This is a genomic window from Microbacterium sp. NPDC087665, from assembly GCF_044743285.1.
GTDB lineage: Bacteria > Actinomycetota > Actinomycetes > Actinomycetales > Microbacteriaceae > Microbacterium.
Genome location: NZ_JBIUWD010000003.1, coordinates 488,744 through 504,252, shown reverse-complemented (window position 1 = coordinate 504,252; position 15,509 = coordinate 488,744). Strand labels below are relative to the sequence as shown.

The window sequence follows — 15,509 nt, the reverse complement described above, 5'->3', positions numbered from 1 at the left end:
GAAGCCCCCAACCGCACTGCGCGGGTGGGGGCTTCGTCGTGCTCAGGCGTCGATACGGGCGAACGCCGCGGCACCCGCTGCGCGAAGCACGGCGTTCACGCTCGCCGTGAGCACGGAGCGATCGCGCCCGGCCGCCCATGCGGTCGCCTCGCCATCGCGGTACTCGATGACGGTGAGTGCATCGCCGTCCGCGCCCGCGGTGAGCGCCGTCTGATGCAGCGACAGGATCTCGATGGGCGCTCCGTTCTCGCGCAGCAGCGCCGTGACCGCCTCGACCGGACCGAGTTCGTCGTAGGTGCCGTGGTGTTCGACCCCTCCGATGCGGATGCCGACGTGCGTGCGCGTCGTCTCCGAGGAGCCCTCCGCCTGGCTCTCGACGCGAAGATCGACCAGTACGGCATCCCCGGTATCGGTGGCCAGGTAGCTGCGCTCGAACAGGGCGAGCAGCTGCGATGCGTCGATCTCGATCCCGGTGCTGTCGGTGTGGTTCTGCACCCGGCGGGCGAAGTCGATCTGCAGCCGGCGGGGCAGCTCGATGCCGTAGTCGGCTTCGAGCAGGTATGCGATCCCGCCCTTGCCCGACTGGGAGTTGACGCGGATCACGGCGTCGTAGCTGCGGCCGATGTCGGCCGGATCGATCGGCAGGTACGGCACTCGCCAGTCGATCTCGCTCTCGGCGCGCCCCTCGGCGATCGCGCGGGCCCGATGCTCGGCGAATCCCTTCTTGATGGCGTCTTGATGAGTGCCGCTGAAGGCCGTGTGCACGAGATCCCCGACGTAGGGATGGCGAGGATGCACCTCGATGCGGTTGCTGTACTCGACGGTGCGACGGATCTCATCGATGTCCGAGAAGTCGATCATCGGGTCGATGCCCTGCGCATGCAGGTTCAGGGCCAGGGTCGCGAGATCGACGTTGCCCGTCCGTTCGCCGTTTCCGAAGATGCATCCCTCCACCCGCTGCGCTCCCGCCAGCACGGCGAGTTCCGCACAGGCGATCCCGGTGCCGCGATCGTTGTGCGGGTGCACCGACAGGATCACGGCATCGCGTCGTGCCAGGTTCTCGTGCATGTACTCGATCTGGTCGGCGTACACGTTGGGGGTGGCGATCTCCACCGTCGCGGGCAGGTTCAGGATGACCGGTCGCTCGGGGGTCGCCTGCCACAGTTCGGTCATGGCATCGCACACCTCGAGCACGAAGTCGGGTTCGGTGAGGTTGAAGACCTCGGGCGAGAATTCGAAGCGCACATTCGGCAGATGCCCGGCGAGCGCGAGCACGTCGCGTCCGCCCTGGAGGATCAGCTCCCGCAGCTCGTCGCGATCCTTCGACAGCACGACCTCCCTCCAGGTGGGGGCGGTGGCGGTGTACAGGTGGATGACGACGGGATTGCGGATGCCGGCGATCGATGCGACCGTGCGCTCGATCAGGTCGCGCCGCGCCGGGGTGAACACGACGATGGTCACGTCGTCGGGCGCGGTGTCGCTCTCGACGATCAGGCGGACGAAGTCGTAGTCGGTCTGCGACGCCGAGGGGTATCCGACTTCGATCTCCTTGTACCCCATCTGCACCATCAGCTCGAAGAACCGGCGTTTGCGCTCCGGATCCATCGGCTCGGCGAGCGCCTGGTTACCGTCGCGCAGATCGACGGGAACCCACAGGGGCGCTTCGGTGAGGCGGCGAGACGGCCACTCCCGATGGGTGAGGGGAACGTCGACGCGCGCGTAGACGTCGCGATAGCGATGGGAGGGCATCTGCGAGTGGCGCTGTCGGTTCCAGGCGGGAGCGTGATCGGGGACGGCGCCGGCCGGAGAGGAGATGCGGGATCGGGGAACGGTGGTCATGCGAGGGGTCCTTCTGCGGTCGTGGAGGAGATGACCGGCGCGTGCATCGGCTCCACGTCGGGGAGCCGGTCAGGCTAGGCCCCGCCGTGGCGGCGAAGGAGAAGGAGGCGGATGAGCACGCGTTCACGCTAGCACAACTCCTCAGACAAGTAGAGGACTTTTGGATCATCGACGATAATGGACGCATGACCCGATTGCGCCGCGAGCCGCTCGCCGAACAGGCTGCGGATGCCCTCCTCGCACGCATCCGCGCGGGCGAATGGGCGCTCGGCCAGAAGCTGCCCGGCGAGACCACGCTCGCCCCCCAGCTCGGTGTCGGACGATCCACGATCCGCGAAGCGATCCGGCAGCTCGCCGGTCGCGGCGTGCTCGCGACGCGACAGGGGTCAGGGGTGTTCGTCACCGCGCTCGACGTGACGGAGGACTGGGCGCAGGTGCTCCTCCGCGCCGACATCGATGCCGTCGTCGAGGCTCGCATCGCGGTCGAGGTGGAAGCCTCCGCTCTCGCCGCCGTTCGACGCACGCCCGCCGAACTGCGGGCGATCCACCGTGCCGCCGCGGCGCGCGACGCCCACCGCGACGATGTCGAAGGGCATGTCGACGCGGATATGGCTCTGCATCGAGCCATCGTCGCGGCCGCCCACAACCCGCTGCTGACCGAGCTGTTCGACGGCTTCGCGCCGCGCAGCAGACAGGCGATGATCGAGTTGCTCCGCCTGCGCGGCACGCACGGCAGCGATGCCGATCAGCTCGTGCATCAACGGATCATCGATGCGATCGCGGCTCACGACGCCGAATCGGCCGCAGCGCTCAGCCGCAGCCACCTCCTGACGCTGAAGACGTCTGCCTGAAGCGGCTACTCGGGGTGGAACCCGATCAGCCAGCGGATGCCGTAGCGATCCACCACCATGCCGTCGACGTCGCCCCACGGACGCGTCTCCAGGGCACTGAGCACACGCCCCTGCGCGGCGAGCGCGTCGAACCATCGGGTGAGGGTCGCAGCATCCGCCGTTCCCAGCAGCGAGAGGAACATCCCGCTCATCTGCACGGCATCGTCATCGGCGCCGGCGTCGGCACCCGAGAGCTCGACGATTCCCTGCAGCATGCCGTGGCCGATCGCATCGCCGGGGCCGTCTTCGCGCCCGAGCTGGGCGTAGTCGAACAGCTGGACCTCGCCGCCGAAGACGCTGCGGTAGTGCGCGAACGCCTCGGCCGCATTGCCGGGGAAGAGGAGGTACGGGACGAGTCCGCTCATCCCGCGAGTGTACGCCCCGGGTCGTCGACGCTGCTGCGGTAGCGACGCGGTTTGCCCTCGCCGAGGTCGACGACGCGCGGCACGGCGGTCACGGTGATCGGCACACCGAGCAGCGCTGCGAGCGCCGCCTCGACGGCTTCCGCGTCGGCACCCGCCACCGTGGCGTGCACGACGAGGTCGTCGCCCTGCACGACCGACCATCCCTCGGCGCCGTGCGCCTGCAGGTGCTGCGTGAGGTCGACGCACGCGATGAGCGATCCGTCGCCTGCGCGGAAGCGGGTGTTCTCGCGCCCCTCGAGGTCGGCGATGCCCACCGTGCCGTCAGCCAGCCGCACGAGTCGCCCGTAGTCGCCCGTGCGATAGCGCACGAGCGGCAGCAGCGGATTCTCGCCCGCGGTCACGGTGATCTCCCCGACCTCGCCGTCGGGCACCGGCACGTCGTCGCGCGGATCGAGCACCTCGACGTGCACCCGCCGGTCGAGCACGCGGAACGGCCCGTCGTCGGCGCGGGCTGCGATCGGCCGCGTCTCGTGCAGCCCGTAGACGTCGATCACGGGGCATCCGAACGCACTCTCCAGGCGTGCCCGCAACGGCGCGGAGAGCGCCATCGCGCCCGAGAAGACGACCGACGGATGCAGCACCCGGTCGAGCCCGGAATCGACGAGCTCTGCGAGGCTGGTCGGATGCCCGCTGAGGATCTGCGGGTCGGCGTCTGCCAGGAAACGACGGCGGGCCTCGGCATCCGTCCACGCGGAGACGTGCAGGTTGATCCGCGCCATCGCGCGCTGCGCGAAGCTGCTGATCACGGAGACGTAGGTGAACGCCTGCCGCTGGAAGACGAGGTTCGCCACGGCCAGTCGGTCGCCGTCGGGCGTCACCGTCGCGCCGGCCGCACGGGCGAGCGCCACGAGCAGGTGGAAGCCGCGCGCGACCTCCTCGATGTCATCGGGGATGAGCAGCGCGGCGCCGGTCGATCCCGAACTCGTGCCGTGCAGCATCCGCCCCAGGTCCGCATCGAGCGGCACGTGCGCGCCGAGATCGGCGACGAGGTCGACCCGGCGCGTGGTCGGGTAGTCCGCCGGCATCCCCCGGTGACGCAGCGTGCGCCGCACCGCTGCCAGATGGTCGTCGAGCCAACCCTCCGTCGGAAGCGGATGCCGCACCCGCTCGACCTGCGCGGCCGTCAGCCTGTCGCCGGTCGCATGCGTCCACTGCGGGGCGTCGGGATGGTCGCGCCACCGCGCGAGGCGGGTCGCTCCGGCATCGTCGAGGGTGGGCCAGCGTTCGGCGTCTGTGAGCACGGCCGCCGCGCCGGGCGCGTATTCCGGGAGCGCGAGCGGATCGACGGCATCCGGGTCGGCACCGACCCCGCCCTGGTCACTCACTGGAGTACCGCGCCGCCGCCTCCTTGCGGCGGGCCTCCTGCAGTTTGCGGGCGATCTCGGCCCGGTGCCGATGCCCCTCGTAGGCCTCGGCGAGAGCCTGGTCGCGCGCGAGCGAATCGACGGCCGCGAGCAGCGACATCGCGGTCGAGGCGTCTTCGCCGGCCGGCAGGAACCCGCTCCAGAGCAGGAAGGTGCGCGCGGCCTCGGTGCGGCGTTCGTCGTCGGAGATCCAGAGCGCCGGGTCGGCGATCGGGGCCAGGCGCAGGGCGAGGGCGTCGACCGCGAGCGCCGGCGACCCCGATCGCAGCGAGACGGCGAACGGTTCGACGAGCTCTTCGCTCGCGACGACCCACAGCGCGATGGCCGCTCCCTGACGCACACGCGGGTCATCGTCGAAGGCCACGCAGGCGAGCGACGAGCCGACGATGTCACCGGCGAGCGCGCGCACCGAGACGCGGTCGTCGAGGAAAGAATGCGGAACGGCCGAGAGCCGGCTCGCGATCGCCTCGAGCGCAGGACCGGGTCGTGCGCGCCCCCAAGCCTCGGCCTCGCCGCCAGAGCGCTCGCTCCAGGCCTCGAGCAGCGCCTCGGTCTCAGCCATGCATTCTCTCCGCCAGTTCCGCGCAGGCTGCCGGGGCGTCGTCCATGCTCGTCAGGTACACCACGTCGTAGCCGTCTCGCCGGGCGAGGTCCGAGACGCGGTGCTGGCGATCCATGAGCACGAGCGTACCGGTGGTCAGCTTCTCTCTGACGGCGCGCGCGACGCCGGCGAACGGCTCGTTGCCCACACCGAACATCGAGACGAGGCCGTCGTCGGAGAGCACGACGACGTGACGCTGCCGCTCCGCCGTCACCCGCGGCAGCCCGGCGTAGCGCGACCCGTACAGGTCGAGGGGGAACGATGTACCGCCGCCGAAGAAGACGCAGAGCGCCGCGACGATCTCCACCGGATCGCGTGTGAACCGCTGCATGCCGGCGACCTGCCCCGCCGCGGAGAAGCTCGTCACGCGCACCCGACCGCCGCCGCGCAACACCGACAGCGCGAGGATCGTGCCGGCGAGCACCGCGGGCGACCCTGCGCGGGGATGACGCATCGACCCCGAGGAGTCGATGTAGAGATCGATCTCGATGCTGGTCTCGCGCACCACCGGCTCGTCGTCGAGCTCGGAGCGCCGCCTGGTCGTCACACCGGGAATCACGGGTCCGCCCCGCAGCGTGGCCGCCCAGTCGATGTCCGAGAGCGCATCGCCGGTCTCCCACAGCTCGAGGGGGCCGGGCATTCCGCCGCTCGGTCGCGCGGGCGCGCGACGCGTGTACGGGCGCACCCAGCTCGCCGCCTCGTTGCGATACCAGGCGGCGAGCACGTCGGCCTGGTCGAGATCGGAGTAGAGCTGCAGGGTGCGGGCGACATCGAGGCGCTGCCCTGCCTGCGCCGAACCCTCGTCGTCACCGTCGACGGCCTCGGGCTCCGCGGCCGCCCCGGGGTGGGCGGGCAGGTCGCCGCGCACGCGCTGATCGGCGAGGATGCGCCCCAGCTCGTCGGCGCTCGGCCCCTCCTCGTCGGCGGCGCAGCCGACGCCCCCGAGGCGCGTCGACTCGTCCACGGCATCCTGTCGTTCGGCGATGTACGGCGCGGCGATCACCCCGAAGCGCACGGCCCCCGACACCGGGTCGGTGCCGAACGTGCGCACCGTCTCGGCGACGAGCGCGGCATCGACCACGGGATTCGTCGTGCGGGCGCCCGCGAGCTCGGCAGCGATGCGCGCGCTCTCGGCCTTGCGCTCGCGCAGGATGCGCTCTTTCTCGCGGTGCCTTTCGGGGATCGTGTCGAGCGGCGGCAGCTGCTCGTGCGCGATCGCGGGCGGCGGAGCCGGCGGAGCGGCGACCGAGCAGAGGGTCGCCGCGGGCAGTCGCCAGAGGATCTCGTAGGCGCGGCAGTACACCCACCAGAGCCGGTCGCCGCTCTCGGCCGGTGCCGGATAGAGCACCCGCCCGAGACGGATGATGCCGGGCTCGCCCACGCCCCCGACCTCGGCCCGTTGCAGGTGCGCGAGCCGGGTGTTGACGAGCAGGTCGTTCCACAGGTTGGCGAGCATGCCGATATCGGATGCCGCGGGCGGGCGCACCGACAACGCGGCGAGCGCTCGCGCCATCTGATGCCGCACCTTCAGCGCGTCGATGCGGGTGCTCGGGGCGAGCACGTGGTGGCCGATCTCGTGCGCGAACATGCTCCACAGTTCGTCGTCGAGACCGCGCTCGACGAGGTAGTCGGGGTCGATGGTCACCGACGGCGGGAACGTGAACCAGGCGGGAGCGCCCGCCTTCGCGTGCGCGCCGGGCAGCACGACGGGGTCGTTCAACCGCACACCCCAGAGCGCGAGCGCACGCTCCCAGGCCGCGTGCTGCGGCTCGGTCACCGGAACGCGGGGAACCTTGCCCGTCCTCACGCGTCGTCCCGCACGTGCACCCAGGCGAGGTGCGTGTCGGGACCGATCACCACGCTCACCCCGTCGTCCGTGGCCGGTGCCGGATCGGGCGCGACGGATGCCGTGAGCCGCGCACCCCACACGTCGACGTCGAGCCGCCACCACTCTCCCGCCACGAGGAAGGCGAACGCCCCGGCATCCGCCAGGCGCACGACACGATCGGGCGGCCGGATCCACGCCCCGCCGACCCCGCGGAACCCGCCGGCCGCGAGTACGTAGCCCCGCTCGTCGGCACGACCGGGCCACCAGTAGCGATCGGTGCGCTGTCTGCGCAGGAAGGTCTCGAGCAGATCGACGCCGAGCCCGAGTACGACCGCTGCGGCGCGACGGTCGTCCGGCGCATCGATCCCCTCCAGACGTCGCAGGGCGTCGGCGCGCAGAGCCAGGGCGCCCGAGCGCCACGCCGCGATCGCCACGAGGTCGAGCACGCGCTCCCTGTCGCCGAGCACGTCGGTGTCTTCGGCGAGCCCCCCGGCGAGCGCCCTCACGAAGATGCCCACGTCGCCATGCGACCGGCGCACGCCCTCGATGGCCGCAGCGGTGTCGAGGCCCGCGTCCGAGAGGTCGGGCGGCGACGCCGGCGGGAACGCATCCCGCGCGTTCGCGAGCTGCAGCGGGCGGCGGATCACCCGCGCGTCTCCTGCCACCGGGCGAAGGCCGTGTACCGCTGATGCAGATACTTGAGCGCGATCACGTCGTCGAAGTCGCGCCCGTAGAGCTTGCCGATTCCGGCGATGCGCCGCAGCTGCGCCTCGACAGCGGTGATGCGTCGCGACACGTCGAGCACCGAGACGCCGTCGAGGCCCCGGTCGAGTTCGGCGAGCATCGCGGCGACCGGGTCGTCGGCATCGCGGCCGAGCATGTCGTACTGGCGGCAGGACTGCACGAACAGGTCGTTCAGCCAGCTGACCGTGTCGGTCGCGAGCTCGCTCTCGGCGCCGACGTCGAAGCGCGGGTGCGTGTCGTTCGGCAGCAGCTTGCCGCGCAGCACGAAGGGCAGGATCGCGCCGATGTCGGCGAGTTCGACCGCTGCAGCTCCCCTAAACCAGGCCATCGCCTTCGCGTACAGGATGAGCGTCTGCAGCGCGCGCACCGAGAGTCCGTTGCGGGTCTGCGCGCCGAGATCGACCTCGAGATCAGCACCGCTGTTGGCATCGATCACCTCGCCGACGCTGCCTCCCGCGGTGGTGACGACGTCTTTCGTGCGGTACTCGAACCGGCGTCCGCCGTGCTGCACGAACTCGAAGTGGCTGAGGAAGAACCGCAGGCGGTGGCGCACGCCCTCGGGGATGGGCACCGCGCGGATCATCGCGCGCATGCGCTGCTGCTCCGCCGCGTCGAAGCGCAGCTCGACCGGCACGTGCTCCTCGGGCTTCTCCCCCGCCTCGACGCGGGTGATGAGCTCGTCGAGGAATCGGCTGTTGAACCCCGCCGCCTGCACCGTGACGTCCATGCGGTCGCGGAGCGCCTGGATCACCGGGAACGTGCCGCCGCCGGCATCGTCGTTCGCCGTGAAGAACCAGCTCTCCACTCCCCCACCGGGTGCGGTGCGGCGCATCTGGTCGTGGCTCTCGACGTACCCCTCGGCGACCATCGTGAGCAGCGCCGACTGCGTCTTGGTGGGGATGCGGTTGTACTCGTCGATGATCTTCACGGGAAGTGCGAGCCAGTCGCGCCACGCGATGCGGATGTCACTGAGCTTCTCGGCCTCGACGAGGTCGCGCGGCAGCGGGATGCCCACCAGGTCGCTGACCGTGAGCTGCGGCTGGCCCTGCTGCACGCCGCGCCGCACGTCGTCGGCCGAGGTGCCGGCGAGCACGCCCATCAGCACGGCGACGGTGGTCTTGCCGCGGCCGGGGCCACCGATCAGCAGGCACTTGCCCCCCACCGCGAACGTGAGCAGCGGCAGCAGCACGTTCGACGAGAAGGAGGCCTGAGTCGGCAGCGACACCCGCGCATCCGCGTCGCCGAGCGCGATCGTGAGCGGATCACCGTGCGAGAACTCGATGTCGTAGTACGGCGAGATGACCGCTCGGTTGACCATCCAGTAGTACGCCTGCCGCAGCTTCTCGTCGAGGGGCACCGCCGCCGCGGCCGGAGCCGCGCGGAAGAGGTCTTCGGCGGTCACCTGCTCGACACCGTGATCGGCACCCGGATTCGTGGGCGATGCGGACACTCGGCTCCAGCGATCGGACATGCGATCATCCTACGGGCGGCGACTCACGCCTCTCCCGCGGCCTCCCGCTCGGATCGGAGCTGCAGCGCACGCTGCTCGTGCATCGGACGCGCCTCGAGCGGGATGGCGAAACGCAGGTGATCGGCCAGGAGCGGAGACAGGGCGGATGCCGCGGCCTGCACCCGCGCGGGCACGTCACCGCGCACCTCGAGCCACGGCACCGGCTGCCCGGCGAGCACGTCGCGGAACCGCTGCTGCATGTCGTGGCGGATGTGCTCGCCATCGCGCATGCCGTCTTGCACGAAGGGGATCTCGTCGCCGGTGAGCACGTACAGCAGAGGACGGTGTGCCGCGGCTGCACGGTGCAGCCGATCGGCGACCGTACCCACATAGCGTTCGTGCCAGAGCGCCGTCGCGAGCACATCGGTGTCGCACACCAGCACCGGTTTCGGGGCACGGCGCAGCGCCTGCTCCTCGAAGGCGATCTGGCGGTCGACGATCAGGTCGAACTCGTCGCTCCGCCACGGTGCGGTCAGCCCGCCCTCGCGGATCTCGGAGTGCTCGCGGCCGTACTCGGGAATCCAGAGGGTGCCGAGGTGCGCGGCCAGCGCCTCGGCGAGCGTCGTCGATCCGGTCGACTCGGCGCCGAGCACCACCACACGCGCGGTGAGAGAAGCCCGCACCGCCGGGGCGAGCTCGTGCCAGAGTGCCGCGGGATCGGCGCGGATCGCCGTGCCCGAGACGGGGTTGATCCGCCGTCCCTCGTCGATCTGCACCCACCGCGCGCCGAGACGCTGCGCGAGTTCCCCACCGTAGGCGTCGCACGAGTAGACGGTGTCGACGGGTTCGTCGAGCAGCGACTCGATCACGGCGAGGTGCTCGCGCCACGCGGCATCCGATCCGAAGTCCACCGGCGCGTCGTCCATCGCCGCCGCGACGCGCACGCCCGGGTGCGACTCGCGGATCCAGTCGGCCCGGGTCGCGAGCGGGATCGACTCGACGGATGCCCCCAGCACCTGCACCGTGACCCGCGCGCTCGTGCGCTGCGCCTCGCGGATCAGGTGCGAGTGCCCGCTGTGGAACGGGTAGAACTTGCCGATGACGAGCCCGTGACCGTGTCGTCCGGTCACGCCATGTCGCTCAGTCATGCCGTGTTGCTCGGTCACGCCGGCGCCTCGACCCGCGACCGTTCTTCGACCGCGACCCGCCGCCACGAGGTGTAGCCGAAGACGCACAGGCCGATGAACAGCACGTACAGCGCGGCGATGACCCAGAGCCCGGCGGCGATCGACAGCCCGACGAAGACGATGTCGACGCCGATCCACACGAACCAGTTCTGGATCCACTTGCGGTTGAGCATGTACTGAGCGACGAGGCTGGCCGCCGTGGTCGCCGCATCCGCCCACGCGAGCTCGGAGTCGGTGAACGTCAGCAGCACCCAGACGAGCACCGCCGTGCCGACGAGGCCCGCGAGCACCAACCAGGGCCAGGCGCGCCGCGGAGCGTCGGCGATGTAGGTGCGGCTCTGCTCGACGCCGCGCGTCCACCGCCACCAGCCGTGCACGCCCATCACGAGGTAGACGATCTGCAACCCCGCGGCGGCGTAGACCCCGGCGCCGATGAAGACGATGAACAGCACCACGTTGTTGGCGATGCCGATCGGGTAGGTCCAGACGTTGCGCAGGCCGGCGAGCAGCACGCAGATCGCCCCTGTCACGAACCCGAGCACCTGCGGCCACTCGGTGATCAGCCAGTCGAGCACGCCGTCTGCCTAGAGTTCGACGCCGACGAGCACCGGCTCGGGCTGCAGCACGAGACCGAATTCGGCGTGCACGCGGCTCTGGATGAACCGGGCGAGCTCGGCGACCTCTGCGGCCGTCGCACCCCCGCGATTGGTGAGAGCGAGCGCGTGCTTGGTCGAGACGGATGCCCGCGACCGGGGCAGCTTGAACCCCTTGCCGATGCCGGCCTGCTCGATGAGCCAGGCGGCGCTCACCTTGACGTCGGGAGCCTCGCGCCGGGGAACGGGAACCATGCCGCCGTAGGAGGCGAGCGGGATCACCGTGACCGCGTCGAGGTCGGGCGAGACCGGCCAGCGCGGGCATGCGGGCGGCAGCGCGCGCGCCACCGCCTCCGACACGATCGCGTTCTGGAAGAACGACCCGACACCGTGCGTGTCGGGGTCGTCGGCGTTCCACAGCATCCCCTTCGACGCGCGCGTGGCGAGGATGCGCTCGCGCACCCACGCCAGCGGCACGGGGTCGTCGCCACTGAGGGCGAGGGCGCGACGCAGCTGCTCGCCGCGCACGACGCGTTCGCTCGCCACGAGCAGATCGACCGTGATCGAGAGGATGACGGCGCGACGCCGCGGCTCGCTGCCGTAATGGCGCTTGAGCACGGACGTGCGGAATCCGAGTTCGAGATCGGCGGCCGACACGGTCGAGATCTCGCCGGTCGCGGCATCGATCAGCTCGACCTCGACCAGCGTCTCCTGGATCTCCTGGCCGTAGGCGCCGATGTTCTGCACCGGGGCGGCGCCGACCGTGCCGGGAATGCCGCTCATCGCCTCGAGGCCCGCGAAGCCGTGCTCCACGGCGTAGGCGACCAGCTCGTCCCAGCCCTGACCCGCCTGCACGCGCAGGCGGACGCGCCCCTCGTGCGGCGACGGCAGTTCGTCGATCCCACGCGTGAGCACGCGGATGACGGTGCCCTCGAACGTCTCGTCGCCGATGAAGAGGTTCGACCCTCCACCGAGCACGAACCACTCGTCTCCGCGGGACCAGGTGTCGCGCAGAGCGTCGACGAGGCCCGCGGTCGTCGTGGCCTCGAGCATCCGCTCCGGTGCACCACCGGTGCGCAGCGTCGTGAGTCCCGCGAGACGGACGGGAGTGATCTCCTGCATGTCGGTGCCCACCATCAGAGGGCGATGCGCAGCTGCGCCTTGACGAGCACCGTGGCGTCGCCGAAGATGACCTTCAGGTCGATGCGCGCCGTGGTCTCGTCGACCGCTCCGACCGTCGCGAGCACGTGCACGTCGGCACCGTCGACGGCGTCGACGACGACCGGCTTGGTGAAGCGCACGCCGTAGTCGACGATGCGGGTCTGCGGGTCGAGCGCGGCGACCACCACGGACGAGGCGATGCCCATGGTCAGCATGCCGTGCGCGAGGACGCCGGGAAGGCCCACGGATGCCGCGATGTCATCGCGGTAGTGGATGGGATTGAAGTCTCCGGATGCTCCGGCGTACCGCACCAGCGACTCGCGCGTGAGGTGCACGGTGCGCTCGGCGATGACATCTCCGATCGCGTAGGCCATCACTCCCCCTCTCCGACCAGCAGAACGCCGGTCGCCGTCACGACGTGGTCGCCCGCGGCATCGGTGATCTCGGCTTCGCTGGTGATGAGCGCGTTGCCCGCCATCATGCGGATGCCGGTGACCCGCAGCTGCGCGGTGAGCTCGTCGCCCGCCACGATGGGGCGCGTGTAGGCGAAGCGCTGCTCGGCGTGGATCGTGCGGGACAGCACGATGCCGGAGTCGGGTTCGTTCAGCAGCTGCTGCACGGTGAGGTCTTGCACGACCATCGCGAAGGTCGGCGGCGCGACGACGTCGGTGAAGCCGGCCGCGCGGGCCGCCTCGACGTCGGTGTGCTGCGGGGCTTCGGCGAAGACGGCGCGGGCGAACTCGCGAACCTTCTCGCGGCCGACGAGGTACGGGGGCGTCGGCGGGAACTCCCGGCCGACCAATTCACTGTTCACTGCCACCCCTCGATCCTACCGAGGTGCACCGACGTTGCCCGGCTCAGCCCTTGTTGCGCCCTCGGATCGCCTTGAGCGCCATCTGCACGGCGATGACGACGAGATATGCCGCGAAGAGAATGTTGCCGACGCCGGGTTCGATCAGCGTCGCGAGCCAGGCCCCGAGCGCGGTCGTGGTGCAGGCGGCGACACCGATGAGCGCGGCGGCGAGCAGGTCGACGTTGCGATTGCGCAGGTTGCCGATCGTGCCCGAGATGGCGGTAGGGATCATCATGAGGAGCGAGGTCCCCTTGGCGACGAGGTCGCTGGTGCCGAAGGCGAGCATCAGCACGGGCACGACGATCACTCCGCCGCCGACGCCGATCAGACCCGCCAGGACGCCGGTGCCGACGCCCACCGCCACGAGGGCGATGCCGGAACCCCACGAGAGCACGAACTCCGCGTCGCGCGACGGGATCACGAGGAAGAGGGTGACGATGACGACGACGAGGAATCCGACGAAGCCCCACCGCAGTGCGGTCTGGGAGATGCGCGGGAGCAGGCGCGTGCCGATCTGCGCCCCCACCACGGCGCCGGCCGCGAGGATCAGCGCGGGGATCCACGCCACGGAGCCGGAGGCCGCATACGAGATCACACCGACGCCGGCCGTCGGCACGATCGCCGCCAGCGAGGTTCCCGCCGCGAGCCGCTGGTCGAAGTGCAGGAAGAGCACGAGGAGCGGGACGATGACGGTGCCCCCACCCACGCCGAAGAGGCCGGAGAGGAGGCCGGCGAGGAGGCCGATCCCGATGAAGGTCGTATAGGCCCGCGGTCCTCGATATCGGCTCGTCTCCACCTCGTGCACGGTCATCCTTCCCACGCGGGCCTGGGAGTTGGCCGCAACTCCGCCAGCCTACTCCCGCACCGTCCGCGCGCCGTGCCTCGGCACGGAGATGCGGATGCCTCTGGGACGCAGTGTCCTCCTGTGCGACACTTGATGCCATCGCCGACGACGCCGCCGTGGTCGGCCGGATCGAAGGAGATCTCATGGTTCGCAGCACCTTCCCCGACGTCGCGATCCCGGCGGTCTCCGTCTTCGACTTCCTGTTCGGCGATCTCGACGAGGCGCGGCTCGATTCGACCGCCCTCATCGATGGCACGAGCGGAGCCGAGACGAGCTACCGGCAGCTGATCGGCCAGATCGAGCTCTTCGCCGGAGCCCTCGCCGCCCGCGGGGTCGGTGTCGGTACACGCATCGGGGTGCTGTGCCCGAACATCCCCGCGTTCGCGACCGTCTTCCACGGCATCCTGCGCGCCGGCGCCACCGCCACCACGATCAACTCGCTCTACACCCCCGAGGAGATCGCCAACCAGCTCACCGACGCCGAGGCCGAGTGGCTGATCACGGTGTCACCCCTGCTTCCGAACGCCGCTGCGGCCGCCGCACAGGTCGGCATCGACGCCGACCACCTCATCGTCCTCGACGGCGTCGAGGGGCATCCCTCTCTGCCGGCGCTCCTCGGCGAAGGGCAACCCGCCCCAATCGTCTCGTTCGACCCCGCCGAGCATCTCGCGGTGCTGCCCTACTCCTCGGGCACGACCGGACGCCCCAAAGGCGTCATGCTCACCCACCGCAACCTCATCGCCAATGTGAGCCAATGCCGGTCGACGATCTCGCTGGCCGATGACGACCGCGTCCTCGCCGTGCTCCCCTTCTTCCACATCTACGGCATGACCGTGCTGCTCAACTTCGCCCTGCGCCAGCGCGCGGCGCTCGTGACGATGCCGAAGTTCGACCTCGTCGACTTCCTCCGCGTCGTCGCCGAGCACCGTACGACGTGGGTGTTCATCGCCCCGCCGATCGCGGTGGCCCTGGCGAAGCATCCGCTCGTCGACGACTACGATCTCTCCGCCGTCAAAGTGATCTTCTCGGGAGCGGCCCCGCTCGACGGGTCGCTCGCCGCCGCCGTGGCCAGCCGTCTGGACTGCACGGTCTGCCAGGGTTACGGCATGACCGAGACCAGTCCGGTCACGCACGCGATCCCGTACGACCGCGACGACATCGACCGCGCGAGCGTCGGGCTGCTGCTCAGCGGCACGGAAGCGCGACTGCGCGACTCGGAGACGGGCCGCGATGTCGAGTTGCCGTCCGAGGGAGCGAGCGAACCGGGTGAGCTGCTCATCCGCGGACCGCAGGTGATGAAGGGCTATCTGAATCGTCCGGATGCCACGGCCGACATGCTCGATGCCGAGGGCTGGCTGCACACGGGCGATGTTGCGACCGTGACCCACGACGGAATCTTCCGCATCGTCGACCGCCTGAAGGAGCTCATCAAGTACAAGGGCTACCAGGTGGCTCCGGCGGTGCTCGAGGCCGTGCTGCTGGAGCACCCGGCGATCGCGGATGCCGCGGTGATCGGCGCCCCCGATGGCGACGGCCAGGAGGTTCCGAAGGCGTTCGTCGTCGTTCAGCAGGGTGCCGAGATCGATGCGGATGCCGTGATGGCGCACGTGACCGCGCGGGTCGCCCCGCACGAGAAGGTGCGTCAGGTGGAGTTCATCGACGCGATCCCGAAGTCCGCGTCGGGGAAGATCCTGCGGAAGGATCTCCGGTCGCGCTGACCCCGACGGGAG

Annotated in this window: 15 protein-coding genes; 2 read left to right on the top strand and 13 right to left on the bottom strand. The window is 70.5% G+C overall.

The window, feature by feature from the left end; genetic code table 11:
* Positions 1-42 precede the first annotated feature (42 nt).
* A complete protein-coding gene (locus ACIOSY_RS09200; RefSeq protein ID WP_400852399.1) occupies positions 43-1,839 on the bottom strand; it encodes a 2-isopropylmalate synthase in 1,797 nt (598 codons plus the stop codon).
* A 185-nt stretch (positions 1,840-2,024) separates the two neighbouring features.
* Between ACIOSY_RS09200 and ACIOSY_RS09195 the strand changes: the two genes are divergently transcribed.
* Positions 2,025-2,690 carry a FadR/GntR family transcriptional regulator gene (locus ACIOSY_RS09195; protein WP_400852397.1) on the top strand — a complete coding sequence of 222 codons (666 nt, stop codon included), beginning with the start codon at positions 2,025-2,027 and terminating at the stop codon, positions 2,688-2,690.
* Between the two features lie 5 nt (positions 2,691-2,695).
* Here the strand turns inward: ACIOSY_RS09195 and ACIOSY_RS09190 are convergent, their stop codons facing one another.
* The 12 genes from ACIOSY_RS09190 to ACIOSY_RS09135 are packed head-to-tail and all read right to left on the bottom strand — an operon-like array spanning position 2,696 to position 13,746.
* On the bottom strand, positions 2,696-3,094 hold the full coding sequence (locus ACIOSY_RS09190; protein ID WP_400852394.1) for a VOC family protein: 399 nt from the start codon (positions 3,092-3,094) through the stop codon (positions 2,696-2,698).
* A complete protein-coding gene (locus ACIOSY_RS09185; RefSeq protein WP_400852391.1) occupies positions 3,091-4,479 on the bottom strand; it encodes an AMP-binding protein in 1,389 nt (462 codons plus the stop codon). Before ACIOSY_RS09185 ends, ACIOSY_RS09190 begins: the two co-directional genes overlap by 4 nt.
* Positions 4,472-5,080, bottom strand: coding sequence for a phosphohydrolase (locus tag ACIOSY_RS09180; protein ID WP_400852388.1), 609 nt, complete (start codon positions 5,078-5,080; stop codon positions 4,472-4,474). The genes ACIOSY_RS09185 and ACIOSY_RS09180 overlap by 8 nt, the downstream gene beginning before the upstream one ends.
* Positions 5,073-6,896: a VWA domain-containing protein gene (locus tag ACIOSY_RS09175; protein WP_400852385.1), complete on the bottom strand. Its 1,824-nt coding sequence runs from the start codon at positions 6,894-6,896 to the stop codon at positions 5,073-5,075. Before ACIOSY_RS09175 ends, ACIOSY_RS09180 begins: the two co-directional genes overlap by 8 nt.
* A 26-nt stretch (positions 6,897-6,922) precedes the next feature.
* Positions 6,923-7,594, bottom strand: coding sequence for a potassium transporter Kef (locus ACIOSY_RS09170; RefSeq protein ID WP_400852382.1), 672 nt, complete (start codon positions 7,592-7,594; stop codon positions 6,923-6,925).
* The gene (locus ACIOSY_RS09165; protein WP_400852379.1) at positions 7,591-9,162 is read right to left on the bottom strand and encodes an AAA family ATPase; all 1,572 of its coding nucleotides are present in this window, start codon (positions 9,160-9,162) and stop codon (positions 7,591-7,593) included. The genes ACIOSY_RS09170 and ACIOSY_RS09165 overlap by 4 nt, the downstream gene beginning before the upstream one ends.
* A gap of 23 nt (positions 9,163-9,185) precedes the next feature.
* On the bottom strand, positions 9,186-10,289 hold the full coding sequence (locus ACIOSY_RS09160; protein ID WP_400852377.1) for an AAA family ATPase: 1,104 nt from the start codon (positions 10,287-10,289) through the stop codon (positions 9,186-9,188).
* A 14-nt stretch (positions 10,290-10,303) separates the two neighbouring features.
* Complete coding sequence (gene pnuC, locus ACIOSY_RS09155; protein WP_400852374.1) at positions 10,304-10,903, bottom strand: nicotinamide riboside transporter PnuC; 600 nt, start codon at positions 10,901-10,903, stop codon at positions 10,304-10,306.
* 9 nt (positions 10,904-10,912) lie between these two features.
* Positions 10,913-12,043, bottom strand: a complete 1,131-nt coding sequence (locus ACIOSY_RS09150; protein WP_400852640.1) for a UDP-N-acetylmuramate dehydrogenase — start codon at positions 12,041-12,043, stop codon at positions 10,913-10,915.
* A 14-nt stretch (positions 12,044-12,057) separates the two neighbouring features.
* Positions 12,058-12,456 (bottom strand): MaoC/PaaZ C-terminal domain-containing protein, encoded by a 399-nt coding sequence (locus tag ACIOSY_RS09145; RefSeq protein WP_400852371.1) that lies wholly within the window; start codon positions 12,454-12,456, stop codon positions 12,058-12,060.
* Positions 12,456-12,902 carry a MaoC family dehydratase N-terminal domain-containing protein gene (locus tag ACIOSY_RS09140; protein ID WP_400852368.1) on the bottom strand — a complete coding sequence of 149 codons (447 nt, stop codon included), beginning with the start codon at positions 12,900-12,902 and terminating at the stop codon, positions 12,456-12,458. The genes ACIOSY_RS09145 and ACIOSY_RS09140 overlap by 1 nt, the downstream gene beginning before the upstream one ends.
* 37 nt (positions 12,903-12,939) lie before the next feature.
* A complete protein-coding gene (locus ACIOSY_RS09135; RefSeq protein ID WP_400852365.1) occupies positions 12,940-13,746 on the bottom strand; it encodes a sulfite exporter TauE/SafE family protein in 807 nt (268 codons plus the stop codon).
* A gap of 176 nt (positions 13,747-13,922) precedes the next feature.
* Between ACIOSY_RS09135 and ACIOSY_RS09130 the strand changes: the two genes are divergently transcribed.
* Positions 13,923-15,497 carry an AMP-binding protein gene (locus tag ACIOSY_RS09130; protein WP_400852362.1) on the top strand — a complete coding sequence of 525 codons (1,575 nt, stop codon included), beginning with the start codon at positions 13,923-13,925 and terminating at the stop codon, positions 15,495-15,497.
* Positions 15,498-15,509: the final 12 nt, after the last annotated feature.

Excerpts from the sequence above, each read along its gene's own strand:
- ACIOSY_RS09150 (WP_400852640.1), bottom strand. The coding sequence starts at position 12,043 with ATGCAGGAGATCACTCCCGTCCGTCTCGCGGGACTCACGACGCTGCGC.
- ACIOSY_RS09200 (WP_400852399.1), bottom strand. The coding sequence starts at position 1,839 with ATGACCACCGTTCCCCGATCCCGCATCTCCTCTCCGGCCGGCGCCGTC.
- ACIOSY_RS09180 (WP_400852388.1), bottom strand. The coding sequence starts at position 5,080 with ATGGCTGAGACCGAGGCGCTGCTCGAGGCCTGGAGCGAGCGCTCTGGC.
- ACIOSY_RS09190 (WP_400852394.1), bottom strand. The coding sequence starts at position 3,094 with ATGAGCGGACTCGTCCCGTACCTCCTCTTCCCCGGCAATGCGGCCGAG.
- ACIOSY_RS09145 (WP_400852371.1), bottom strand. The coding sequence starts at position 12,456 with ATGGCCTACGCGATCGGAGATGTCATCGCCGAGCGCACCGTGCACCTC.
- ACIOSY_RS09160 (WP_400852377.1), bottom strand. The coding sequence starts at position 10,289 with ATGACTGAGCGACATGGCGTGACCGGACGACACGGTCACGGGCTCGTC.
- ACIOSY_RS09130 (WP_400852362.1), top strand. The coding sequence starts at position 13,923 with ATGGTTCGCAGCACCTTCCCCGACGTCGCGATCCCGGCGGTCTCCGTC.
- ACIOSY_RS09195 (WP_400852397.1), top strand. The coding sequence starts at position 2,025 with ATGACCCGATTGCGCCGCGAGCCGCTCGCCGAACAGGCTGCGGATGCC.
- ACIOSY_RS09135 (WP_400852365.1), bottom strand. The coding sequence starts at position 13,746 with ATGACCGTGCACGAGGTGGAGACGAGCCGATATCGAGGACCGCGGGCC.
- ACIOSY_RS09165 (WP_400852379.1), bottom strand. The coding sequence starts at position 9,162 with ATGTCCGATCGCTGGAGCCGAGTGTCCGCATCGCCCACGAATCCGGGT.